The organism is Paenibacillus sp. CFBP 13594 (genome assembly GCF_014842675.1).
Taxonomy (GTDB): domain Bacteria; phylum Bacillota; class Bacilli; order Paenibacillales; family Paenibacillaceae; genus Paenibacillus; species Paenibacillus amylolyticus_B.
The window spans coordinates 368,556-393,248 of the sequence record NZ_JACYVQ010000003.1; the positions used below are offsets into that span (position 1 = coordinate 368,556).

Below are 24,693 nucleotides of genomic sequence, written 5' to 3' on the forward strand. Positions count from 1 at the left end.
TTTGACAAATAGTTAGTGTATATTTATTATGTAAAAAATAATCTTGTTTTGTGTAATGGGGGTATTGAAAGCCAGTTATGAATCAATCACTATTTAATTGGATTAATCAGTTTGCAGACCAAATACCGTTTCTGGACTGGTTTATGATCACATCATCCGAGTATGCGGTTTGGGTCATGATTGCACTGCTCGTTATCGTATGGTTTCTTGGCGATCCATCGAAACAACGCATTGTTTTTTATGCCTGTGTGGCTTCCATTGTAGCGCTAGTTCTGGCCAAATGGGGGATATCACCAGCGGTCGGTCATCCAAGACCTTTTGTAGAAGGGACTGTGCATCAGCTGGTTGCCCATGTACCTGATCCTTCTTTTCCAAGTAAACATGCTTCCTTTGTATTTGCTCTAGCGGCTGCTTCATTCTTTATTGGACGTCGCTTCGGGTTATGGATGTTGTTACTCGCTGTGTTGACAGGGGTGTCGCGTGTATATGTTGGTGTGCATTATCCAGGAGATATTCTGGGAGGATTCATTCTCGGAAGTCTGCTTAGTGTGGTTCTGATTACAACCCGAAATTATACCAAGTCGATTCCCGACTTCTTCATTAACATACACCGACGTGTTTTTCGTTAGCGATTGAAAGCGATGTGTGGGGAAGTTGCTGTAGTTTAGATTATTGAAAGAAGTCTCTTATCTCTGGTTCTGCCAAAGATGGGAGACTTTTTTTGCTTTATTTTCGAAGTTACATGAAATTTCTAGAAATTGAATTCTAACATCTACAATTCATGACTAGAGGTGACGATATATTATTCATATGCATTAGTTTATGCGCTAAGTTGAGGAGTGGGACACATGGAAGACACGCGGGGGAATAAGTTGGGGATATTCAAGTTAACGATTCGAGGCAAGTTACTGACTGGTTTTTTAATCGTGGTGGCTCTGCTGGTTGTTGTAAGCGTCTATGCGTTAGTCCAGATCCATCAAATGTCAAACAAAGCTAATGATGTGGATCAGACCTGGATGCCGAGTGTAAGCCTCTTGGGCTTGATGAATGGTGACGTATCAGACGTAGAACGATTGGCGCTGGCGATTATCGTTGAACAAAACGAAGAAGAAAACGTCAAGGTGAATGAAGCGTTAAAGTTGCTCCTCACGAAGATTGAAGATGAGCGTAAACAGTTGCTAACGTTCATTGAGAGCAATGATGAAGCGATGAAGCTCTACAATGATTTCAGTACGAATTATGATGCTTATGTGGAGAAAATGCCAGCATTCATAGAATTCGGTATTGCAAATAACTATGAAGAAGCAAGTAGACTGCACACTGAAGCCTATCCAATGTGGTACACAGCAAACGACTCTATCACCAAGTTAATCACTTTAGGTAATGAAGGATCGCAAGCCGCAACGGGTGAGTCTGTCGTGATGGCGGAGAATACATTTAATGTGATTTTGGCAGTGACGATTTTTGCCTTCCTGGTTGCGATATTCATTGCATTCTTCATTGCAAGCATCATCTCACGTCCAATCAAAAAGATGAATGAAGCGGCCATGGCTATTGCCAATGGTGATCTCACGGGTGAGACGATTGTGCTCAAGAACAAAGACGAATTGGGAATGCTGGCGGCTTCCTTCAATACCATGAGTGGTAATTTGCGCTCCATGATTGAATCAGTATCAATGACTTCGGAACAGGTAGCGGCTTCATCGGAGGAGCTTCTTGCAAGTGCAGAGCAAAATACTCAAGCCTCGGAACAGATTTCCCAAACGGTTGAGGAACTGGCTGTAGGCACGTCGGATCAGGTGGATATTGTGAAGCGCTCTTCACAGGCGATGAATGAGATGGCTCTTGGATCAGAGCAGATTGCCGAGCTTGCTCAGAGTGTATCCGTATCTGCTGTAGATGCGGCGAATCAATCTTCCGAAGGAAATATGATTATTCAGCAAGCGGTTGAACAGATGGGTTCTGTTCGAAATTCCATTGCTTCGCTTACAGAATTGGTTACAGGGCTGGGGGAACGTTCAGCAGAGATTGGTACCATCACCGAGGTAATCAACAACATTGCCCGGCAGACCAATCTGCTTGCACTGAATGCAGCCATTGAAGCCGCACGAGCAGGAGAGCATGGACGTGGTTTCGCCGTAGTTGCGGGAGAAGTGCGGAAGCTCGCTGAGGAATCTTCTACATCTGCGCAACGAATTACGGATCTGGTTCAATTGATTCAGAAAGATACGGATCATGCTGTTCAGGCAGTCAAAGTGAACAGCAGTGAGACAGAAGCAGGAATCGAGATGGTTACTGCGGCAGGACAAGCGTTTGAGCAGATCTCGGATGCGGTCAACAAAGTTGCGGGTGAAATCCAGGAAGTGTCTGCAGGTTCAGAGGAAATGTCGGCGAGTACAACTGAGGTTGTAGGATATGTAAGTCAAATTTCCAACATTGCTGGAGAGGCAGCGGGCGGGGTTCATAATGTATCTGCCGCAACTCAGCAGCAGTTGGCTTCGATGGAAGAGATTGCTTCATCCGCAGGTTCATTATCCAAAATGGCCGAAGAACTGCAGGAGCAGATTAACAAGTTCAAAGTGTAACCAATAAGATGTTCTGACACCTAAGGTGTACAGAAACATACTGATGAGATGGTCAGAGTACCACTCGATCTGTGGTTTCGATTACAGCAAGGGCGAGAAGCTGTTTCTCTAACGCGCATATGCGTTAGAGAAACAGCTTTTTTTGTCGCTTGACGCAGAGCAGGTCACAACAATGTTATTTCAGAAGTCACCAACGCTTATATAGCTGGTGAAACAAACGGCTATAATGGTAATTAATGGTGGAACTTACACTCAAATACACCATGGGGAGGAGAGATATAAACTTGCAGTCCAGAGTAATGCATACGGAATATTGATGAAGAGGAGATGAATAGTTGAACATGAAGGGGAGCTGGTGGAGACGAGTCGCTATGATCGCGTTATCGGCAGGACTACTGGCAGGAAGTTTATCGATGGGCACAGGAATTCGTAAGGCGGATGCGGCCGCCGGAAATCAGAACTATGCTGAAGCACTGCAAAAGGCCATTTATTTCTATGAGGCACAGCGTTCGGGTCCGTTGCCAGCCAGTAATCGGGTCGAATGGCGCGGTAATTCGGGCATGCAGGATGGAGCTGATGTAGGCGTTGATCTGACCGGAGGATGGTATGATGCCGGAGATCATGTGAAGTTTGGTTTTCCGATGGCTGCTTCCGCAACGATGCTCGCCTGGTCTGTCGTGGAATACAGTGACGGATATGATCAGGCCGGACAACTGGAGGAGATCAAGGATAATATCCGATGGGCGACCGACTATTTTATGAAAGCGCATACTAAACCAAATGAATTATGGGGACAAGTGGGGGCAGGCAATACCGACCATGCCTGGTGGGGACCCGCAGAAGTCATGCAGATGAACCGTCCTTCGTTCAAGATTGATGCTTCATGCCCGGGCAGTGATCTGGCGGCAGAAACAGCTGCAGCGCTGGCAGCGTCATCGATTGTATTTGCAGATGATGATCCGGCATATTCGGCCAGACTGCTTCAACATGCCAAAGAGCTGTACAACTTTGCAGATACGTATCGTGGGGAATACACCGATTGTATCACGGATGCCGCAGCGTTCTATAACTCGTGGACAGGATACGAAGACGAGCTGGCATGGGGTGGCGCATGGCTTTATTTAGCTACTAATGATAGCGCTTACTTGTCCAAAGCCATTGCAGCTACGGACCGTTGGTCTTCTAGCGGAGGCTCAGCCAATTGGCCGTATACCTGGACACAAGGTTGGGACAGTAAACATTATGGTGCCCAGATCCTGCTTGCCCGAATTACATCCAGTTTGAACATGCCGGAGGCGACGAGATTTATTCAGTCGACTGAGCGTAATCTGGATTATTGGACGGTTGGAGTCAATGGGACACGAGTCAAGTATACGCCAGGAGGTCTGGCGTGGCTGGATCAGTGGGGCTCGCTCCGATATGCAGCGAATGCATCCTTTATTTCTTTTGTATACTCCGACTGGGTCAGTGATCCTGTGAAAAAGTCAAGATATCAGGATTTTGCTGTCTCACAGATGAATTATATTCTGGGCGATAATCCGCGTCAGAGCAGTTATGTGGTCGGATATGGGCAAAATGCACCTCAACATCCGCATCATCGGACCGCTCACGGTTCATGGCTGAATAACGAAGATATCCCGGCTAACCATCGCCACATTCTGTATGGTGCCATGGTCGGTGGCCCGGATGCATCGGATGGATATACCGATGATATCGGGGATTACGTGAGTAATGAGGTCGCAACCGATTACAATGCTGGTTTTACCGGCGCACTGGCAAAGATGAATTTGCTATTTGGTCAGAATCATCAGCCCCTTGCGAACTTCCCTGCACCTGAGGTGAAGGGAGATGAGTTCTTTGTGGAGGCTGCGATCAAATCATCAGGTGCCAATTATACGGAAATCAGAGCACAGCTTAATAATCGTTCCGCTTGGCCTGCCCGAATGGGAGATCAACTGTCTTTTAAGTATTTCCTGGATTTGAGTGAAGTGTATGCTGCCGGACGTACGGTATCGGACGTGCAAGTGACAACCTCCTATACGGAGGGAGCGACGGTATCCCAACCCGTTGTGGTGAATGCAGCCCAGCATATCTATGCGATTACGGCGAACTTCGGTAATACGAAGATCTATCCAGGTGGGGAAGGGAATTATCGTAAAGAAGTACAGTTCCGCATTACAGGCCCACAGGGTGCATGGAATGCCAGCAATGATCATTCGTTCCAGACGCTGACCACAGGCACTCCTGTGAAGAGCACATACCTTCCAGTCTATGATGCAGGGGTGAAGGTGTATGGACAAGAACCTGGTGTTACACCAGTCACGGTTCCAGGCGCACCTGCTGGCGTGCAGGCTGTAGGGGGAAGCAGTCAGGTTAACCTGACTTGGGCCGCTGTATCCGGGGCCGAATCGTATACGGTGAAACGTTCCGAGGTGAGTGGAGGACCATATACAACTGTTGCGACAGGGGTTAATGGATTGACCTACACAAACACGGGACTGACCAACGGGACGACTTATTATTATGTAGTGACTGCTGTGAATTCAGCAGGGGAATCATCGGGTTCTGTGCAGGTGTCGGCTACCCCGCAAGCAGCTTCGACGGTGCCGGGAGCACTGACTTTAAGTGGGACAGCTGGTAATGCGCAGTCGGTCCTGACTTGGACAGCAGCCTCGGGCGCTACTAGCTATAAGGTACAACGTTCGGTGGCAGGTGGGACGTATGCAGATGTGGCAACCGGATTGTCCGTGTTGACTTACACCGATACAACAGCGCTGAATGGCACCACGTACAATTACCGGATTGCAGCCATGAATGCGAACGGACAGACACTGTCCAATGTCCTGGCACTGACGCCTTCTGCACCTCCGGTGACGACCGGTACACTCGAAGTGCAGTACCGCAGCGGTGGGTCCGGGAATTCAAGTAATGCGGTGACTCCGCAGTTCAACGTTAAGAATACCGGAACACAGGCGATTGATCTCAGTACCGTGAAGATCCGATATTATTTCACCAAGGATGGTGCGGATCAAATGACCTTCTGGTGTGATTATGCCGAGATGGGCACGGCCAATGTTGAAGGTACATTTGTCGCAGTGAATCCGGCGAAGGGTACCGCAGATACGTATCTGGAGATTAGCTTCAAGTCGGGAGCAGGCAGTTTGGCCGCTGGAGCAGAGACCGGCGTGATTCAGGCACGCTTTTCCAAAAATAACTGGAGCAATTTCGATCTAAGTAATGATTATTCCTATGATGCTTCCAAGACGGCTTTTGCCGCATGGAACAAGGTAACCGGGTATCAGGGAAACACCAAAGTATGGGGCTTGGAGCCGTAACTGGCTGAATCATCAGCCAAAGAGCAGCATGGGCAGACCAACAGCACTTATATTCAATTTCCATTATTCCAGGGAGGTATATATTCATGTTGAAATCAGCTGCGAAAAAAAGTTTAACAGCCATGCTGGCGGGAACCGTCATGTTGACCGGATACACCGGACTCTGGGCAGGGCCGCAAACAGCACATGCCGCAGATCAGGCCATTGAGATTCAGGCAGACAGCATTAATGAAGTTCGGTTTTTGCAATTATATGATCAGTTGAAAGATCCGGCGAACGGATATTTTTCGCCAGAGGGTCTACCGTATCATTCCATTGAGACACTGTTGAGTGAGGCCCCAGATTATGGTCATATGACGACGTCCGAGGCATACAGTTACTGGCTGTGGTTGGAAACCATGTATGGCCACTACACGGGAGATTGGTCCCAATTGGAAGCAGCTTGGGACAGTATGGAGAAATACATTATCCCGGTCAACGAAGGTGACGGCAAGGAAGAGCAGCCTACGATGAGCTCATATAACCCGAACAGTCCTGCTACGTATGCAGCGGAAAAACCTTTCCCTGATCAATATCCATCGCAACTTAATGGTCAGTATGCAGCGGGTAAAGACCCAATTGATGCTGAACTGAAGGCGACCTATGGTAACAATCAGACCTATCTCATGCACTGGCTGGTCGATGTGGATGACTGGTATGGGTATGGCAACCTGTTGAATCCATCACATACGGCTACCTATGTGAACACGTTCCAGCGTGGGGAGCAGGAGTCTGTGTGGGAAGCCATTCCGCATCCATCCCAGGATGATAAATCTTTTGGTAAGGCAAACGAAGGTTTCATGAGCTTGTTCACCAAGGAAACGCAGGTACCGTCAGCACAATGGCGTTACACTAACGCAACGGATGCCGATGCCCGTGCTGTACAGGTACTATATTGGGCGAAGGAGATGGGATACAACAATCCGGAATATCTGGATAAAGCGAAGAAGATGGGGGACTATCTGCGCTATGGCATGTATGATAAATACTTTCAGAAAATTGGAAGTGCAAAGAGCGGTACACCAACTCCGGGTACAGGCAAGGATTCCAACATGTATCTCATGGCTTGGTATACGTCTTGGGGCGGTGGCTTGGGTCAAGGTGGGGATTGGGCTTGGCGCATTGGAGCGAGCCATACCCATCAGGCTTATCAAAACCCGGTTGCAGCGTATGCTTTGTCTGATCCGGCAGGCGGCCTGATTCCGAAATCAGCAACAGCGAAGGCAGATTGGAATGCTACGCTGAAACGTCAGTTGGAATTCTACACTTGGCTACAATCCCATGAAGGAGCCATCGGCGGAGGAGCAACGAACAGCCTGGATGGTTCATACAAAGCCTATCCGGCAGGCGTAAGTACATTCTACGACATGGCTTATCAGGAGGCACCTGTATATCGTGATCCGGATTCCAACACCTGGTTTGGATTCCAGGCATGGCCGCTGGAGCGTGTAGCCGAGATGTACTATATTCTTGCGGAGAGCGGTGATTTGACCTCTGAGAACTTCCAGATGGCCAAGAAGGTAATCACGAAGTGGATCGACTGGAGTAAGGATTATGTATTTGTAGGTGAGCGTCCGGTGACGGATGCGCAAGGTTATTATCTGAATGCGGCTGGACAGCGCATTGTAGGTGGAACTAATGTTCAGGTAGCGACAACACCGGCTCCGGGAGAGTTCTGGATTCCGGGTGGTCAGGAATGGCAGGGTCAACCGGACAAGTGGAATGGATTCAGTTCGTTTACGGAAAATCCGAACTTCCGTGTAACGACCAAAGATCCAGTGCAGGACACAGGAGTTCTGGGAAGTTACGTTAAAGCTCTGACCTTCTTCGCAGCGGGAACACAGGCAGAGAACGGCACACTTAGCGCGGAAGGCCAAGAAGCCAAGGATTTGGCCGAGGCTCTGCTGGATACAGCTTGGGATTACAATGATGGTGTGGGGATTGTTACGGAAGAAGAGCGTAAAGACTACTTCCGCTTCTTTGCCAAAGAGATCTATATCCCGGCGAACTGGTCTGGAACCTTTGGTCAAGGCAATACGATTCCAGGTACAGCAGGTGTACCTTCCGATCCGGCGAAAGGTGGCAATGGCGTATACATTGGATACTCCGATCTGCGTCCGGCCATCAAGCAAGATCCGGCATGGGCTTACCTGGATAATCTGTACAAAACGTCATATAACCCAACCACGAAACAGTGGGAAAACGGTGCACCTACCTTTACTTATCACCGGTTCTGGTCACAGGTGGATATGGCTACAGCGTACGGCGAGTATGATCGTCTCCTCGGAGATTCGGATAGTCCGGAAGTGGAAGTACCCGCTGCTCCTGCTGGCGTAACAGCAACTGGAGGAAGTGAGCAAGTGGTCCTGAATTGGAACGCAGCCGCTGGTGCAGCCTCGTATACCGTGAAACGTGCAGAGGTTAATGGTGGTCCTTATACGTCTGTGGCGACAGGGGTCACAGGATCAACATTCACGGATACAGGCTTGACCAACGGCACAACGTATTATTATGTCATCACTGCGGTGAATGCCGTAGGTGAGTCTGCACCGTCGACACAGGCATCTGCAACACCACTCGCAGGTATCGTTGTGCCAGGCGTATTCAACCTTACTGGAACGGCTGGCGATGCCCAGGCGGTACTGACATGGACTGCATCAACTGGAGCATCAAGTTATAAGGTACAACGTTCGGTAGGTACCGGGGCATATGCTGATCTGGCGACAGGTTTGACCGCACTAACGTATACCGATGCTACAGCGGTGAATGGTACGGCTTATAATTATAGAGTCGTAGCCGTTAATACGAGTGGTCAGACGAATTCAAATGTATTGGTGTTGACACCATTAGCACCTCCAGTCACAACGGGAACGCTTGAAGTACAGTACCGTAATGGTAGTTCAGGAACTTCAGGAACTTCAGTCAATGCAATCACTCCACAATTTAATGTGAAGAATACAGGTACAACTGCTGTGGACTTGAGCAAAGTGAAGGTCCGGTATTATTTCACCAAGGATAGTGCCGCTGATCTGAGTTTCTGGTGTGATTATGCACAGATTGGCAGTGGTAATGTAGAAGGGCATTTTGTTTCGATAGATCCGGCCAAGGGCACGGCAGATACGTATCTGGAGATTGAATTCAAAGCAGGTGCCGGCAGTTTGGCCGCAGGTGCCGAAACCGGAATCATCCAGGGACGTTTCTCGAAAAACAACTGGACGAATTTTGATCAAACGAATGATTATTCCTTTGATTCCACCCAAACGGCCTTCAGTGCCTGGACAAAAGTGACAGCTTATCAGGATGGCGCAAAGGTATGGGGAATTGAACCTTAAATGAGTTGATCGACCAGCTGTAGAGTGATGTTACTCATCATACAGGTTAAGCCGGGGAGAAATCCTTGGCTTTTCTTTTTTTTATGGAAAAGTAAAAATGAAATACGAAATAATCAAACGGACACTGCTGATAAATCGATCCGTATCGAGGCTGGAGGCCAAAATGTGAATTTGGGGAACGGTAATCGGCAAATGAATCATAGTAATGTTTACCATATTTGATATTTTAAACATTAAAATCTAGGTCATATGGCATATACCCTGAATGAGAAACGACCTAACTCTTTTATCACGGTAAAATGAAGCATATCAAATAGTTACAATAATTTAACCTTTCAAAAAGAAGGGATCAGCAGTGAATTTTTCCAGCAGGTTATGGACACACCCTAATACTTAGTGCTCAAGTTCGCCTATATCAATACAGGACTTTCGACTGATGAACGTTATGGATAGCCCGTTTACAATGGGGCAAGCCCGGGAGAACCAAGCCAGGTTAAAATTCTGTAACATCAGGGGGAACTCGACATCATGAACTGGAAAAAAACGATTATTACGGCAAGTGTCACAGCATCGATGCTGATGGGAAGTCTGACAACAGGAGCACTAACGGCACAGGTATCGGCAGCTGCTGTTAACAATTCACAAGTAAAAGTAATTTGGGGCGTAAACCTACGCACAACACCTTCTTCTTCTGCAAAGATTGTTCGCATGGTCGCTAAAGGGGAAACGGTAACGGTGCTTCAGCAATCCGGTTCGGATTGGTATAAGATTAAGGATTCTGCTAACCGGACAGGCTACATATCTTCTTCATCCAAATACACACAAGCGATTAGTGGCGGCACAAGCGGATCGGGTTCGAATAGTGGTACATCGGTGACCGGCAATGCATCTGTAGAAAAAGTGATTGCAGCGGGAATGAAATATTTGGGAACACCTTATGAGTTCGGAGCCAGTCGTAACAGCACAGCTACTTTTGACTGTTCCAGCTTTGTACGTCAAGCCTTCATTGATGCACTTGGCATCAAGCTTCCAGCGGATTCCCGCAAACAGGGAGACTATGTAAAAGCCAAGGGTACAGTTCAGACGAACTGGAAAAACCTGAAACGCGGCGATCTGATGTATTTCATGTCATATAAAGGCAGCTCTGTATCATCGTATTCGGGTGTGAATAAATCTACTGCAACGATTACTCATACAGGGATTTACCTGGGCGACGGCAAGGTATTACATACGTATTCCAACGCTGGCGGTGGTGTAACAACTAGTGATATCTCCGGCAAACACTGGGAGTATCGCTTCCTGTTTGGTGGCAGTGCGCTGTAGGTTAGAACAAGAATCTTCTTAAATAATCCACGCATGTTCATATGCATACAAAACACCTCCCATTCTGCCTTTGACAGGCGAGTAGGAGGTGTTTTGGTGATATTTATTATTTTGAAGAACTCAATCGTGATAGTACAGTCGGAACAGGATATCCTGATTGTAGTTGCCGAATCCCTCGCCATATAAGGTAAGCCCGCCTACATGTTGAGCATCTTCCTCCACCGAAAGACGAAGAGTCCATTGGTTGCGTTCGACCGGGATATCTGCGAGTGTGATGTCGGATAGATGTTGTCCATCAATAAACGTACCCTCATGGGTAATTCGCAGTACCTTGAGCATGCCGTACTGATTGACACTGTCACTCCACCATTCCGGGGTGAACATGCCACGTCCGTTGCCTGAATCTCCAGGGCTTGTCCATTCCCCTAATCGGATGCCATTCAGCATGAATGTAATATCCGAGGGCCAATTTGGATTCACCGAAGGTGCTTCTGATCCGATCTCAAGGGACAATTCAATGGCATTGATCTGCTGTCCGGATAAGATATAGTTTGGAATTTTGTACTCCACAAACCCACGTCCAAACCATAAAATATGGGCATGCATCCGCTCAGGGTCGAGGAAATAACGAGGGTCATCATACTGACCGATAACATGATTGGACGTAGCCAGACCACATGTCGGATAGACGTCAAAGTGAGTATAGTGTCCCACAGGGACGGAAACCTCGTGCAGCTTGCGGGCAGTCCCGCTTTCCTGCGGCATGGAGATGCCAATCCAGTCTACAGCAAGGCTGTTCATTTTATGTGTACCGCCGTCTTTACGTATCATTTTGGACTGAATAATGCCCACATCCTGAAGTTTGCGGACATGCATGGTCACGATGGCACTACTCAGACCCAGTGAAGCAGCAAGGTCCTTCACATTCATCGGAGTCTCTGCAACAAGGCGGATGATCTGTAGACGGACTTCACTGGCAAGTGCTTCATATAGGGGTAGCCATTCGGCATCGGTATTTGCTCTGATCACAGTTGTTCCTCCATTTTATCTGTATAGAATTAAGTTAAACATAAATTCAGTAAAAAGAATAACATTTTGCAAAATTCAGGTTGAAATTAAGGCTATAATCGATTTTAATATAAATATGAACGTTGATCCATAGAATATCAATTAATTTTTATATTAATCTTAGGGAGTTGAAATTCATTATGGAAAAAGCAAAAATGACGGTAGATAAAGATTTTACAATTGGTGTAGTGGATAAGCGCTTGTACGGATCATTTATTGAGCATCTGGGACGTGCCGTCTACGGCGGGATTTACGAGCCGGGGCATCCATCAGCGAACGAACAGGGTTTCCGCACGGATGTGCTGGAGATGGTCAAAGAGTTGAATGTACCGATTGTACGTTATCCTGGAGGTAATTTTGTATCCGGTTACAATTGGGAAGATTCGGTTGGACCTGTGTCAGAACGCAAACGCAGACTGGAACTGGCCTGGAGAACGATTGAGACCAATGAATTTGGCTTCAACGAATTCGTGGACTGGGCGAAACAGGCTAATTCTGAAGTCATGATGGCCGTTAATCTGGGGACACGGGGTACGGATGCAGCTCGCAACATTGTGGAATACAGCAACCATCCAGAAGGTTCGTATTATAGTGATCTTCGCATCAAACATGGATACAAGCAGCCACATGCGATCAAAACATGGTGTCTGGGCAACGAGATGGATGGTCCTTGGCAAATTGGTCACAAAACGGCAGATGAGTATGGACGGTTAGCTGTTGAAGCAGCAAAAGTCATGAAGTGGACGGACCCGACGATTGAGCTGGTAGCCTGCGGAAGTTCGAATCTGAATATGCCATCATTCCCGGAATGGGAAGCAACGGTGCTGGATCATACGTATGATCACGTGGAGTATCTTTCCTTGCATCAATACTACGGCAATCAAGAGCAAGATACGCCAACGTTCCTGGCACGCTCGCTTGAAATGGATCGTTTTATCGATACCGTGAAGGCAACTTGTGATTATATCAAAGCGAAGAAACGCAGCAAAAAAACGATGTATCTGTCCTTTGATGAGTGGAATGTATGGTATCACTCCAATGAAAATGATTCGAAGATGGACCCTTGGCAGATTGCTCCGCCACAGCTGGAGGATATCTACAATCATGAGGATGCACTGCTTGTTGGATGTATGTTGATCAGTATGCTCAAACATGCGGATCGGGTTAAAATGGCATGTCTGGCACAACTCGTTAACGTAATTGCACCAATCATGACAGATACGGGCGGTGGCTCATGGAGACAGACAATTTTCTATCCATTTATGCATACGTCCCTCTTCGGGCGTGGAACAGCATTGGTGCCATTGATCCAGTCTCCAAAATACGATACAAAACAAATCACAGATGTTCCTTATCTGGAAGCTATTGCGGTCCATAACGAAGAGCAGGGTGAAGTGACTGTATTCGCAGTCAACCGTCATCTGGAAGAATCCCTTCCGCTCGAAGTGGATCTGCGCAGCTTCGGGAAGTGTACCGTGATCGAGCATATCGTGCTGGAGAGTGATGATCTCAAAGCATCTAATACGGCAGCACAACCAAACCGCGTTGCCCCTCATAATCGCGGAGGTGCAGTTGTATCTGATACTCTAATTACGGCGAGCTTGGCGAAAGCATCATGGAACGTAATCCGTTTGAAAGTCCAGTAATGGTCAGCGTGTTTCTTGAATCAAAAAAAGCTGAGTGCGAGTTCATCGCATCCAGCTTTTTTTCGTTGTATTTATAGGCAAAGGAATGCATCGGAGGTGCGTACGCGCTTTCGCTTTAAAACTCAAAACTTTCGCCGTCACGCGGAATGAGCACCTGACCATCCATTTGCTCGGATGCCAGATAAGTCGCAAGATCCGTACGAGACATCATACAATGATTAATCGCATCCATGTGCACGGCGATGACATGAGCAGACGGCGCATGGCGCTTCACGGCTACAACGTCAGGCCCGTCCATTGTAATGGGATCACCCTCAAGGAAGCGTGCGCCGCCGGCATTCACAACAATGACATCAGGCGTATATTGACGAATGGCCTCAGCAGGTTCTTCACACCAGATGGTATCCCCAGCGATATAGGTGACGGGTTCTCCGTCTGCTTCAAGTACGAAACCGGACACGTTGCCCATACGTTCTCCGATTTCACCTGTACCATGATGCCCGGATGTACGGGCGAATCGGACAGAGTGATGCTCATGTTTTTCATCTACAGCTGTTACATTTGTGAATCCGGCACCCAAAAATACATTTTCATCCCCGGGCTGGCAGAACAGAGGAATGTCTTTATCAAGTTGTTTCGCTGCTGCTTCATCCCAGTGATCCGGATGAGTGTGTGTCACAATCAACAGATCCGGATTCAGGTAATCCGTTTCGGTTTCAGGCAGAGCTACTCTTGGATTACGTAACTCATTGGGTGTATTGGGGATTGCGGGGATGACTTCGGCGTCCATCAGCATTGGATCAACGAGAATGTTAAGCCCTCCGTATTCCAGCCACAGTGTTGCATTGCGAATCAATTGAATTTTCATTATATTTGCACTCCTTCGGGTTGTTTAATAGTATTACCCTATATGGTATACAACCCGTTTAACGTAGTACATAACATGATGAATGGAATTAGGCTATGCTAATTTCACCGTGAAAGGATTGCTGAAGCAAGATGAATGAAATGATAGATGACACGGATATCCGTATTTTGCAGATCCTGATTCAGGATGCCAAACGTTCTCACAAAGAGATCGGTGAACAGGTTCATCTCACGGGACAGGCCGTCGGTGCAAGAGTGCGGAAGCTGCAAGATCTGGGTGTGATTGAAGGGTATACGGTAAAATGGAACCCGGAACGCCTGGGCCTCGGCCTACAGGCATTTGTCACGGTTTTCTTGAACTCCGGTGACAGACATGCTGCCTTTCGTACATTCATTGCTGATCGTAAGGACATCGTTGAAGTCCATCGCGTCAGCGGGGAAGGCTGTTATCTGATGAGAGTGCAGACCGGCACCACAGAGCAGCTTGGCCAACTGCTTGAAGCATTGCTACCTTACGGCAATTACAAAGTCAGCCTGTCCATAGGTGTAGAGAAATCACAGTGATATGTGGGGAGCTTGTCCTCATCCATCCCGGTACTCAACGATCCTGCTTCTGTTCTTGCAAAGTCTCCTGAAGCAAAGTCACAGCCTGGTTCAGCTCTTTTTTGCTCAGCAGATGATCTGTCTGAATATGAGAACGTGTGCCGTCCTTCAGGAACAGAACGATCATGGGAGAAGCAGACAGGAGCCACTTGCTGCGGGCAGGTGAGGCGAGTTCAACTTTGCGAATCTGGCTCCAAGAAATCTTCCGTTTGCCCATGCTCAACACATCATCATTCCAGGATAACAACACGGCAGAGGTTCTGGTTAGTCGTGACACAAACATGAAGAATAGTGGTCCAATCAACCACATACCCAGTACGGCTGCGATGAAATAGTATATCGTCTCAAGTCTTTCGGCTTGTCCGTCCACGATGATCCATAATAAGCTCACGCACAAGAGAAGGAACAGGAAGCATAAACTTCCTTTCCATAAAGCTGTGCTGCGTCGGTAACGAATCTGCTGATGGTCACGCTTGGGTGTTTCGGGTTGATGCATAGATGTTCCTCCTAATTAACAATGCTGATCGATATGCCAAACGTGCCGCCTGCATAAGCAGAGCGGCATGTTCAACGTTATTGGCTATAACACAGAAGACAGACTCAGATGAATTCATTAGCCCGATCTATAGTTTAACACGAACTTAATTCAGGTCCATTACCCTGATATAGCTGAATTTTTACCTGCATCACGCGCATGCGTGTACAGATCGGCATATACGCCTTGAGCTTCAATCAGCTCCTGATGTGAGCCTTCCTCCACAATCTCACCATTCTCCATCACCAGAATTCGATCCGCATGCATCACCGTGGACAGACGATGGGCAATGACAATGGTGGTGCGTCCCTGGGATACCGATTCCAGCGCCTGCTGCACAAGCTGTTCCGTGTGTGAGTCCAGATTGGCGGTTGCCTCATCCAAGATGAGCACTCGGGGCTGGAACACAACGATCCGGGCAAACGATATCAACTGCCGCTCCCCGGCGGACAGCCCGCTTCCGCGTTCGGACAGATGTGTATCATATCCTTGTGACAAACGCGAAATCATGGCATGTGCTCCCACAAAACGGCAGGCTTCAATTGCCTGCTCTCGCGTAATATCCTCACGAAACATTCTCACATTATCAATAATGGAACCGGAGAACAGGAATGGTTCCTGTTGAATTAGACCCACAATCCGATGAAGTTTGGCCTGCGGCAGATGCCTAATATCGGTACCATCAATTTCGATACTGCCCTTGTCTACATCATAGAAGCGATTGAGCAGGGAGATCAGGGTGCTTTTGCCAGCGCCCGTTGTGCCCACGATACCTACCATTTCACCCGGATAGAGGTGCAGATTCATATGCTGGATCAGGGGCCGATCTGCCCGATAACCAAAAGACACATCATTAAAATCAATCTGGCCCATCACGTTCCGAGGTTCAAGCGAAGAGGCCATCATAGGCTCAGGATCGGCAACTTCAGGCCGCGTATTCAGAATGTTCCAGATGCGATCCATGGATACGGTGGTGGACTGGAATGTATTCCACTGCATCGTAATCTGGTTAATGGGCTGGAAGAACTGACGAATATAGCTGATAAACGCATACAATACCCCGACTTGCAGAGACTCACCCAGTACGGCGCGACCTCCAAGCCAGACCATCATGACCAGTGCCGCATTGCCAAGGATATCAAAGGTCCGGTTGAATATGACATTGGAGCGGGCTTGAGCAATGTTGGCTTTCAGATGGAGCGCATTTTGTTCCGAGAAACGTTTCTTCTGTTCTTCTTCCTGGTGAAAAGCCTGAATCAGGAACATGCCGGACAAGTTTTCCGCCGTAAATGCGATCAAACGGGAAAGACGGGTACGGGCATTCTGATAGGCTTTCCGCAGTCGGCTACGAAATAATATCGCAACCACAGCAATGACAGGCAGGACGATGAGGGAGTAACCCGCCAGCACAGGATCAAGTTGGAACATAAAGACGATAATGAGCACCAGCATCATACCATCTCGAATCAGACTGAGTAGGACTTGGGTGAAAAAGCTGCTGATGGTCTCCGTATCACTGGATACGTTCGTAACCAGACTCCCGATATGGAAACGGTCAAAGAAGGACATGGACATCTTGGAGATATGTTTGAACAGGTCCTTTCTAATCCGGGATACAATGTTCTGTCCCACATGCTGCAACAGATTATTCTGGATATAGGTAAAAATAAAACTGATGACAGCCAGCCCAAGAAAGATGGCTGCGAGCTGAACGAGAAAGCCCACGCTGGTCTGGCCTACGGCCAGATGATCATCGATGGCGATCTTCACCAGATAGGGTTGCAGCAGATCTGCCGATATGCCAAGCAGTGAGCAGAAGAAGATACCGGCAAAAGCCCATTTATGCGGTTTGGCGTATGCCATCATCGCTTTAAACGAAGTTCGTTTACTTTGATCGGCCTCTGCATCTGGGTGAAGTTCAGCGTTAGCGTTAGACATGATGTAATCCCTCCTCCTGCAAACGGTAGGTGGCCGCATACAACCCCTTGGCAGCCATCAACTGCGCATGTGTTCCCTGCTCAGCGACTCGCCCTTCATCCAGAACGATGATATCGTCTGCATGACGGACCGCGCTGATGCGATGAGAGATGATCAATGTGGTTTTGCCCTTGCCGATCTCACGCAAACTGCGCAGAATACCACTCTCGGTGACAGCATCAACCGCGCTCATACTGTCATCCAGAATAAGTAACTGTGCTTGTTTGATCAGTCCTCTTGCAAGGCTGGTTCGCTGACGTTGTCCACCAGACAGGGTGAGTCCGCGTTCGCCAAGCCGTGTATCGAAGCGATCAGGAAAACGGACAATATTGTCATAGATCATGGCTTGACGTGCACTATGTTCCACCGTATCCAGCGATACTTCCCGGTCGCTGAATGCGATGTTATCCCGGATGGTGGTGCTAAACAGGAAGCCATCCTGAGGGACATAGGCGATGCGCGATCTCAGACTTTCCAGCGACAGCTGCCGAATATCGGTGCCATTGATGCGGATTGTTCCTTCAGGTGGTTCATATGTACGCAGCAATAGCTTAACGAGGGTACTTTTACCTGAGCCGGTCTTGCCTACAATACCCACCGTTCGCCCGGCACGAATATGGAGTTGAATGTTTTTGAGAGCAGGAGATGAACTGCCAGGATAGGAGAAGGTTAGATTCTCCATGGTGATATCTTGTACGGTATGGAGCGCTGTGGCTTCGGGAAGTTCACGCACATCCGCTACTTCGCTGAGCAGGTCATTCACCCGCTCCAGTGATGCGCCTGAGCGCTGAACGGTATTAATAACATTGCCGATCTGTTGAAGCGGTCCCATGATCATGCGCAGATATAAGGTTAAGGCGACAAAACTCCCGAGTGTAATAGAATTCTGCATGGTCATAATACCTCCGACAAGCAGAGAAACGACCAATGAGATAGCTCCCAGCAGCGGGAGCAAAGCCTGAAACAACGAAGACAGACGAACCAGACGAAGCTGTTTGCTCTTAATTGCATCGACGGTGGTTCCAAAGCGTGCACGAGCACTGTCTTCGATGGCAAACGTCTTGGTTACGCGAATGCCACCCAGCTGCTCTTCTGCCGATTCCGTCATGGTAGCAAGAGCTTCCTGCACGTCGCGAGAGCGCTTGCGAATCCGTGGACCAAAAAACACGACCAGAAATGGAATCGCCAGCAAAGGAACAACACTGATTAGAATGAGCGTCAACGGAATCCCGCTAAGCAGCATCATGACAATGCAGGACAACAGCAGGAAGGTGGCATTGGTCATGAGCGTCACACCATTGGATATCGCTTCACGTACGGAAGTAACGTCATTCATGACATAACTCAGCAGTTTTCCGTTTCCTTGTTTGGAGAAATAATGTTCGCTAAGTTCGGAAAACTTACTGAATATACGCTCACGCGTCATGAATTCGAAGCGTCGACCGAGCTTCATAATCATGAATTGCCCGGTACCGAACAGCAGATTATACCCGATGGCAATAGCCAGAAGGGACAGGCTGTACTTTACGACTGTCTGCATCTGAAGTGTGTTCTGCATCAACTGATCCGTGAAGCTGCCGAGTATGCGGGGCAAGGATGCTTGCCCGACATTGGAGGCGATGATCAGAAGAACAGCAACCAGATAAACAGGCCAGTTCGACACAACATAACCGCGAAGTAATCCTTTCTTGGACATAAGCGTTGTTCTCCTTTTGTTATAGGTGAAGTCAGTTCAGCAGGTGGAGTCAAGAAAAGGGCCGACACCTGTTATTAGCGCGTCGTGCCCTCTTACTGTATGCGATCTAGTTCGTTGTTTATCCGTCATCCGATAGATTTCTCTATTCTTATTTTTGCGCTAATCCGATGGGATGTCAACGAAGCCAGTTAGCAAACCGTAGGTGAATCGGATTAGCTACGACGGAGAAGAGTTCTATGCCGTGTTCCCGTGTTGTATTCACCACATGTCGAAATTACTGAAACATTTTCTGAGGGTATCCCGTCTGTAGGAATGAAGAGGTAAAAAATAGGCTTTACTAATCATATGGAGGTGCCAGGAAATGAAACATAAAAAAGGATTGGCTGCAACGCTTGCACTCTGCGTTTCTTTGACAGCAGGAGGTGCATCGGTATTTGCTTTTACAGATGTGAAGGATGAAGGTCAGAAGTCGGTTGTGGATTCATTGAAATCAAAAGGCATTGTTAACGGAGTAACAGCGGATCTGTTCCGTCCAGATCTTGCATTGTCCGAGCCTCAGGGTGTTCAACTGATTGTGAACGCATTTGGTCTAAAAAATGAATTTGCGGAAGCATCCGCTCAGAATAAAATCAGTCCGGATACGTGGTATGCCGATGCGGTGCAGGCCGCTACTCAGAATGGACTGTCCATTCCGGTTGAAGTGAACCCACAGGGCAAGATGACGCGTGAACTGTTTGTCATTTTGCTACATGAAGGGATTAACACAACCGGGAATTATCCGGTCATCATGAAGTATAATCTTGTTAAGGACGAAAATAAAATCGGTAAGGACGCCATATCTGCAGTCCAGAACCTGCTGAACATGAACATCATTGAACTGGATAAGGACGGGAATTTCCGTCCAGATCAGTCGCTTACCCGTATGGAGGCTGCAAGCATGATCTTTAATGCACTCGAATTTGTGGATAAACACGGCAATGGCGGCTCAGCAGAGCCAACTCCAACCAATCCAGGTGAAGGCCAACAAGCGATTGTACCTGAAGTAACAACGACCAAGGTTGATGACAAAACAACCAAAGTTAAACTTAGTGCTGAAATGCCGCACCCTGGTTATGGATTGAAGATTGATGATGTGAAATTGGAGAAGGATGGACGCGCCATCGTGCTCTATTCCATTATTCAACCTGATCCAGACATGATGTATCCGATGGTTATCACAAATGTGACTGCAGAAACGGATATCCCAACAGGCTATACAGCAGAAGCTCAACCTTCTGGTAAGTAAATTCCTGCAAACCCTACAACTGAACATGGTTAAAACGGATGTGTATCTTCAAAACGACTCTCCATACATGTATGGAGAGTCGTTTTTTATTTGAATTGAAACTGTATCCAGGTTTTCACATGATCATTTATATTACATTTAGTGTTATTAATTCTGTCATTTTTTATGAATGAAATGGATATCTGCTTAGGATATAAAGCCAGTTCGTGTTAGCGGAATGGCTTTTTTTAATGGTCTTTTCCGAAATATCTACTGTTTTCAGATTCCAGACATTGTGCAAAATCTACATATATGATTCCATATTTCCAGTGTTTATAAGCGTTTATGTATCCTAAAGCCAAAGATAAAAACAACATATATACGAAAGAGGGAGGAGAAATATAGAATAAAGGCAAGCCATTACAGGCTTGTAATATGCAAGAGGTTTATGATAGATAATATTACATTAAAGTATGATGGCTGTAGACATCAATACCGTGTCCCATGCGTATATGTGGGTTTTGACTTTAAGGTCTGTTTTCGGATCTGACATCTTTCAAGTTCATGTGATGAAACTTTCAATGACAACTACAGGAGGGAAATAGGTCAAATTCTACATGTTTTACAACCCTGAAATGACAATGACAAGCTGGAAACAAAAGTGTAAACCCCCGTTGTAACAGCATATTCCGTGATTTTAGAAGTGAAGATTGAAATGGCATATTTACGGATTAGGCAATGAACCATAAACTCGGTATGTAAGCGTTACCAAAAAAGGAGGAAACAACTGATGCAACCAGATGGGAAGTCCGCCTTATCGCAAAACTTATCGGTATACACCAATCCGAGCAGTAAGAAAAATAAATTATGGAGAAGGACGATTCGGAACTGGGAGTTGTATCTGTTTATTGCACCAGCCTTTCTATATTTTCTGATATTCCATTATGGTCCGATGTACGGCATACAAATTGCATTTAAAAACTTTATCCCAACGCTTGGTGTCACAGGAAGCCCATGGGTCGGATTCGATCATTTCATCCGTTTCTTCAATTCGTATTATTTCTGGGATTTATTATGGAATACCCTTAGCATCAGCTTGTATGAGCTGGCTATAGGTTTTCCACTGCCGATTATTCTGGCGTTAGCGTTCAATGAAGTGAAGGATTCCTTCTTCAAGCGTACTGTGCAGACCGTCACGTATGCACCGCATTTCATTTCGGTCGTGGTGATGTCGGGCATGATCATTACCTTTTTATCACCCTCGTCAGGCATGATTGTCAATTTGGTACAGGCCCTTGGATTCCAGGCACCTCAATTCCTGACGGACCCTGCGTGGTTCAAGACAGTGTATGTACTGTCGGGAGTCTGGCAAAGTGCAGGCTGGGGCACCATTATATACCTTGCCGCTCTATCGGGTGTGGACCCGCAACTGCATGAAGCGGCTGTGGTGGATGGTGCGAGCCGGTTTAAACGGATTTTGCATATTAACATTCCAGCGATCATCCCTACGATCACGATCTTGTTAATTCTGAATATGGGCAGTATTCTGGGCGTCGGATTTGAGAAAATCCTGCTGCTGCAAAATCCGCTGAATATGGGCTCGTCCGATGTCATCTCAACATTTGTCTATCGGTCCGGTCTGGTCGATGCACAGTACAGTTTCTCTACGGCGGTGGGATTGTTCAACTCCGTAGTTAATGCGATTCTGCTTATTACCGTGAATCAGATTGCACGCCGCACCAGTGAAAATAGCTTATGGTAAAAGGAGGGAAAACACATGTCATCCGCTGTGAAAGAAAGCAGAAGTGATAAATTGTTCTTATTGTGCAATTACATCTATCTGACGGTAGCGCTTGTCATTGTGCTGTATCCGCTGTTATACATCATCAGTGCTTCAATCAGTGATCCCAAATATGTAGCTTCCGGTGAGATGTGGCTGCTTCCAAAAGGGATTACGTTTGAAGGTTACGCCCGGGTGTTTGAGAACACCAACATCTGGATTGGGTACAAAAATACGATCATTTATACCGTTGTAGGCACCATCGTTAACCTGATTGTTACACTACCGGCAGCCTATGCGCTCAGCCGCTCGGACTTTGTGGGACGTGGATTCTTCATGGCGATGTTTATGGTAACGATGTTCTTCGGCGGAGGGCTTGTCCCAAGTTACCTGCTGGTCAAGGATCTTGGTATGGTGAACAGCATGTGGGCACTTATTCTGCCCGGGGCTGCATCCATCTGGAATATTATCGTATGCCGTACGTTCTTCCAATCGACCATTCCCAAGGAGCTGCAGGAAGCAGCGCATATTGATGGATGTACCAACACACGCTTGTTCGTCAAAATCGTGCTTCCGCTCTCCATGCCAATCATTGCAGTGATGGCACTCTTCTATGGAGTCGGACACTGGAACAGCTATTTCAGCGCCATGATTTATCTGAACGATTCATCCAAGTACCCGTTGCAGCTCTTTCTGCGGCAGATTCTCGTGCTTCAGGAAATGGCGGCTCAAGGGGGAGGGGCCATTGATACCTCTTCAGCAACGGCGATGAATACCAAAGCGGAGATTGCTGCACTGGTCAAATATGCTGTCATTATTGTTGCCACCCTACCAGTCATTGCAGTGTATCCATTCCTCCAGCGTTACTTTGTACAGGGTGTTATGATCGGTTCCGTTAAGGGATGATCTTAATCCATATACCACATTAAACAAGGGGAGTTGTTGTTATGAAAAAGCTTCGCAAGGCTTCATCCATTACACTCTGTCTCACCTTATTCGCAACATTGCTTGCAGCTTGTGGTTCAACCAATGAAGACGGAAGCACGACCTCCAAAGTAGAGGGGGTCAAAAAAGAAGGTTTCCCCATTGTAGACAAAACGCTAACGTTAAAGGTCATGTCTCAGGATGCGGGCGTAGCCGATTGGAGCACGATGCCTGTGCTGCAAGAAATGGAGAAATTGTCGGGCATCAAGCTGGAGTACCAGCTCTCACCAATCGACAGCTTTGAAACGAAGAAAAATCTGGTTTTCGCGAGCGGAGACTTGCCCGATATGTTCTATGCTGCGGACCTCAAGCCAGCTGAGCAGGTGACATATGGCAGTCAGGGCATTCTGATCCCGTTGGAAAAATACATTGACGAGGGTTACGCCCCGAATATCAAAAAGATTCTCGATGAGAACCCGGATGTCCGCAAATCATTTACAACACCTGATGGGCATATGTATGCACTCCCATTCATTGATAAAGCCGCCGTGTGGTATAGAGGCCCAATGTGGTACAACGGGGAATTCTTGAAGGCACTTAATGTTGAAGAGCCTAAGACCACGGAAGAATTGTATACGTATCTCAAGCGTGTAAAAGAAGAAGATCCGAATGGTAATGGCCAGCAAGATGAAATTCCGCTGACTTCTGTAAAACTGGATGATCTTCGCATGTTTTTCTTCGGCTTCTGGGGAATGTACAACGAAGGCATCTATTCTGATAAGGACGGAAAAGTTCACTACCCTTATCAAGAAGAAGGTTATAAAGGGTATCTGACATTCATGAATCGCTTGTGGAAGGAAGATTTGCTGGATCATGAGACCTTCTCTCAAACAGGCGATCAGAAAAAAGCTAAAGGTGAAAGCAACAAACTTGCACTGTTCAACGATTACCATCCATACTTCACGCTCGGTGGTGAACCTAGCACGGATCATCCGCTGATGACACCCGTGAAGAGTGAGGTAGCAGACTCTCCGGTATACGGCAAACACCCGGGTATGTCGGCTCGCGGTACCTTTGCTATTACGAGCAGTAACCCGTCACCTGAGGCGACGATGCGATGGATCGATTACTTGTACAGCTATGAAGGTGCGACTCTGTTCAATCAAGGTCCGGAAGGTGTGTTATGGCAATTCAAAGACAAGGAAAATCACGTAAAAGAGTGGCTTCCCGTTCCTGGGGGTGGGGATCGTGAGGAATACCGCGGTAAAATCACGCCGAACTTTGGTATCTTGACACCTGGCATTAATGATCCCGAAGTAGCGAAGGGTCTTCGCACCGAATTTGATGAGTGGATTGACCAGCAGAATCAAGAGAAGTTGGTACCTATCGGAAAAGCACCATTTCCTAACGTTTATTTGACGAATGAAGAGCAAAGCGAAGCAACCGCTCTATTGTCTGACCTGGATACGTACGTTAAACAGATGGAAGCGAAGTTTGTGACCGGCCAGGAACCACTTGAGAACTGGGATAAGTACATTGCACAGATGAAGAAAATGGGCAGTGACCGTATCATCGAACTGTATCAGGGGGCATATGACCGCTGGAATTCGGGGCAATAAAGCCTATCGAGGTACATCCCATGCAGAAAGACAGCAGTTAGCTTCAATAATGTTAGCTGCATTAAATTTTTCGCATATAAGAATTCTCGGGGGAGGTGGA

At 47.3% G+C, this 24,693-nt stretch carries 16 protein-coding genes; 11 read left to right on the forward strand and 5 right to left on the reverse strand.

Annotated features, from left to right (window positions below; translation table 11 throughout):
- Positions 1-77 precede the first annotated feature (77 nt).
- The 5 genes from IFU39_RS12475 (at position 78) to IFU39_RS12495 (ending at position 10,614) form a co-directional block, all read left to right on the forward strand.
- On the forward strand, positions 78-629 hold the full coding sequence (locus tag IFU39_RS12475) for an undecaprenyl-diphosphatase (RefSeq protein WP_051449605.1): 552 nt from the start codon (positions 78-80) through the stop codon (positions 627-629).
- 219 nt (positions 630-848) lie between these two features.
- A complete protein-coding gene (locus IFU39_RS12480) occupies positions 849-2,585 on the forward strand; it encodes a methyl-accepting chemotaxis protein (protein ID WP_091015581.1) in 1,737 nt (578 codons plus the stop codon).
- A gap of 341 nt (positions 2,586-2,926) precedes the next feature.
- A complete protein-coding gene (locus IFU39_RS12485; RefSeq protein WP_244660981.1) occupies positions 2,927-5,920 on the forward strand; it encodes a glycoside hydrolase family 9 protein in 2,994 nt (997 codons plus the stop codon).
- Positions 5,921-6,006: 86 nt separating this feature from the next.
- Complete coding sequence (locus IFU39_RS12490; RefSeq protein ID WP_192132948.1) at positions 6,007-9,291, forward strand: glycoside hydrolase family 48 protein; 3,285 nt, start codon at positions 6,007-6,009, stop codon at positions 9,289-9,291.
- 528 nt (positions 9,292-9,819) lie between these two features.
- A complete protein-coding gene (locus IFU39_RS12495; RefSeq protein ID WP_192132950.1) occupies positions 9,820-10,614 on the forward strand; it encodes a C40 family peptidase in 795 nt (264 codons plus the stop codon).
- 120 nt (positions 10,615-10,734) lie between these two features.
- On the opposite strand, the gene IFU39_RS12500 is transcribed toward IFU39_RS12495, so the two are convergent.
- The gene (locus IFU39_RS12500; protein ID WP_105600789.1) at positions 10,735-11,643 is read right to left on the reverse strand and encodes an ArsR/SmtB family transcription factor; all 909 of its coding nucleotides are present in this window, start codon (positions 11,641-11,643) and stop codon (positions 10,735-10,737) included.
- Positions 11,644-11,822: 179 nt separating this feature from the next.
- Here IFU39_RS12500 and arfA point away from each other — a divergent pair, with 179 nt between their 5' ends.
- Positions 11,823-13,328 carry an arabinosylfuranosidase ArfA gene (gene arfA / locus IFU39_RS12505; RefSeq protein ID WP_100526926.1) on the forward strand — a complete coding sequence of 502 codons (1,506 nt, stop codon included), beginning with the start codon at positions 11,823-11,825 and terminating at the stop codon, positions 13,326-13,328.
- A 115-nt stretch (positions 13,329-13,443) separates the two neighbouring features.
- On the opposite strand, the gene IFU39_RS12510 is transcribed toward arfA, so the two are convergent.
- Positions 13,444-14,196 carry an MBL fold metallo-hydrolase gene (locus IFU39_RS12510; protein WP_105600788.1) on the reverse strand — a complete coding sequence of 251 codons (753 nt, stop codon included), beginning with the start codon at positions 14,194-14,196 and terminating at the stop codon, positions 13,444-13,446.
- A gap of 131 nt (positions 14,197-14,327) precedes the next feature.
- Here IFU39_RS12510 and IFU39_RS12515 point away from each other — a divergent pair, with 131 nt between their 5' ends.
- A complete protein-coding gene (locus IFU39_RS12515; RefSeq protein WP_091015568.1) occupies positions 14,328-14,759 on the forward strand; it encodes an Lrp/AsnC family transcriptional regulator in 432 nt (143 codons plus the stop codon).
- A 34-nt stretch (positions 14,760-14,793) separates the two neighbouring features.
- Here the strand turns inward: IFU39_RS12515 and IFU39_RS12520 are convergent, their stop codons facing one another.
- From IFU39_RS12520 to IFU39_RS12530, 3 genes are all read right to left on the reverse strand, one after another.
- A complete protein-coding gene (locus IFU39_RS12520) occupies positions 14,794-15,294 on the reverse strand; it encodes a hypothetical protein (RefSeq protein WP_192132952.1) in 501 nt (166 codons plus the stop codon).
- A gap of 159 nt (positions 15,295-15,453) precedes the next feature.
- Positions 15,454-17,271, reverse strand: coding sequence for an ABC transporter ATP-binding protein (locus tag IFU39_RS12525; RefSeq protein ID WP_192132957.1), 1,818 nt, complete (start codon positions 17,269-17,271; stop codon positions 15,454-15,456).
- Positions 17,264-19,006 (reverse strand): ABC transporter ATP-binding protein, encoded by a 1,743-nt coding sequence (locus IFU39_RS12530; RefSeq protein WP_091015563.1) that lies wholly within the window; start codon positions 19,004-19,006, stop codon positions 17,264-17,266. The genes IFU39_RS12525 and IFU39_RS12530 overlap by 8 nt, the downstream gene beginning before the upstream one ends.
- 361 nt (positions 19,007-19,367) lie before the next feature.
- On the opposite strand from IFU39_RS12530, the gene IFU39_RS12535 reads away from it, so the two are divergent.
- From IFU39_RS12535 to IFU39_RS12550, 4 genes are all read left to right on the forward strand, one after another.
- Positions 19,368-20,291 (forward strand): S-layer homology domain-containing protein, encoded by a 924-nt coding sequence (locus tag IFU39_RS12535; protein ID WP_091015562.1) that lies wholly within the window; start codon positions 19,368-19,370, stop codon positions 20,289-20,291.
- Positions 20,292-21,060: 769 nt separating this feature from the next.
- The gene (locus IFU39_RS12540) at positions 21,061-22,032 is read left to right on the forward strand and encodes an ABC transporter permease (protein ID WP_036668763.1); all 972 of its coding nucleotides are present in this window, start codon (positions 21,061-21,063) and stop codon (positions 22,030-22,032) included.
- 15 nt (positions 22,033-22,047) lie between these two features.
- Complete coding sequence (locus tag IFU39_RS12545; RefSeq protein WP_091015560.1) at positions 22,048-22,956, forward strand: carbohydrate ABC transporter permease; 909 nt, start codon at positions 22,048-22,050, stop codon at positions 22,954-22,956.
- Between the two features lie 41 nt (positions 22,957-22,997).
- Positions 22,998-24,593 (forward strand): extracellular solute-binding protein, encoded by a 1,596-nt coding sequence (locus tag IFU39_RS12550; protein ID WP_091015558.1) that lies wholly within the window; start codon positions 22,998-23,000, stop codon positions 24,591-24,593.
- The last annotated feature ends 100 nt before the right edge of the window (positions 24,594-24,693 follow it).

Bases quoted from the DNA above. Each gene is read 5' to 3' on its own strand.
- IFU39_RS12475 (WP_051449605.1), top strand. From the start codon at position 78: ATGAATCAATCACTATTTAATTGGATTAATCAGTTTGCAGACCAAATA.
- IFU39_RS12480 (WP_091015581.1), top strand. From the start codon at position 849: ATGGAAGACACGCGGGGGAATAAGTTGGGGATATTCAAGTTAACGATT.
- IFU39_RS12485 (WP_244660981.1), top strand. From the start codon at position 2,927: ATGAAGGGGAGCTGGTGGAGACGAGTCGCTATGATCGCGTTATCGGCA.
- IFU39_RS12490 (WP_192132948.1), top strand. From the start codon at position 6,007: ATGTTGAAATCAGCTGCGAAAAAAAGTTTAACAGCCATGCTGGCGGGA.
- IFU39_RS12495 (WP_192132950.1), top strand. From the start codon at position 9,820: ATGAACTGGAAAAAAACGATTATTACGGCAAGTGTCACAGCATCGATG.
- arfA (WP_100526926.1), top strand. From the start codon at position 11,823: ATGGAAAAAGCAAAAATGACGGTAGATAAAGATTTTACAATTGGTGTA.
- IFU39_RS12510 (WP_105600788.1), bottom strand. From the start codon at position 14,196: ATGAAAATTCAATTGATTCGCAATGCAACACTGTGGCTGGAATACGGA.
- IFU39_RS12515 (WP_091015568.1), top strand. From the start codon at position 14,328: ATGAATGAAATGATAGATGACACGGATATCCGTATTTTGCAGATCCTG.
- IFU39_RS12520 (WP_192132952.1), bottom strand. From the start codon at position 15,294: ATGCATCAACCCGAAACACCCAAGCGTGACCATCAGCAGATTCGTTAC.
- IFU39_RS12525 (WP_192132957.1), bottom strand. From the start codon at position 17,271: ATGTCTAACGCTAACGCTGAACTTCACCCAGATGCAGAGGCCGATCAA.
- IFU39_RS12530 (WP_091015563.1), bottom strand. From the start codon at position 19,006: ATGTCCAAGAAAGGATTACTTCGCGGTTATGTTGTGTCGAACTGGCCT.
- IFU39_RS12535 (WP_091015562.1), top strand. From the start codon at position 19,368: ATGAAACATAAAAAAGGATTGGCTGCAACGCTTGCACTCTGCGTTTCT.
- IFU39_RS12540 (WP_036668763.1), top strand. From the start codon at position 21,061: ATGCAACCAGATGGGAAGTCCGCCTTATCGCAAAACTTATCGGTATAC.
- IFU39_RS12545 (WP_091015560.1), top strand. From the start codon at position 22,048: ATGTCATCCGCTGTGAAAGAAAGCAGAAGTGATAAATTGTTCTTATTG.
- IFU39_RS12550 (WP_091015558.1), top strand. From the start codon at position 22,998: ATGAAAAAGCTTCGCAAGGCTTCATCCATTACACTCTGTCTCACCTTA.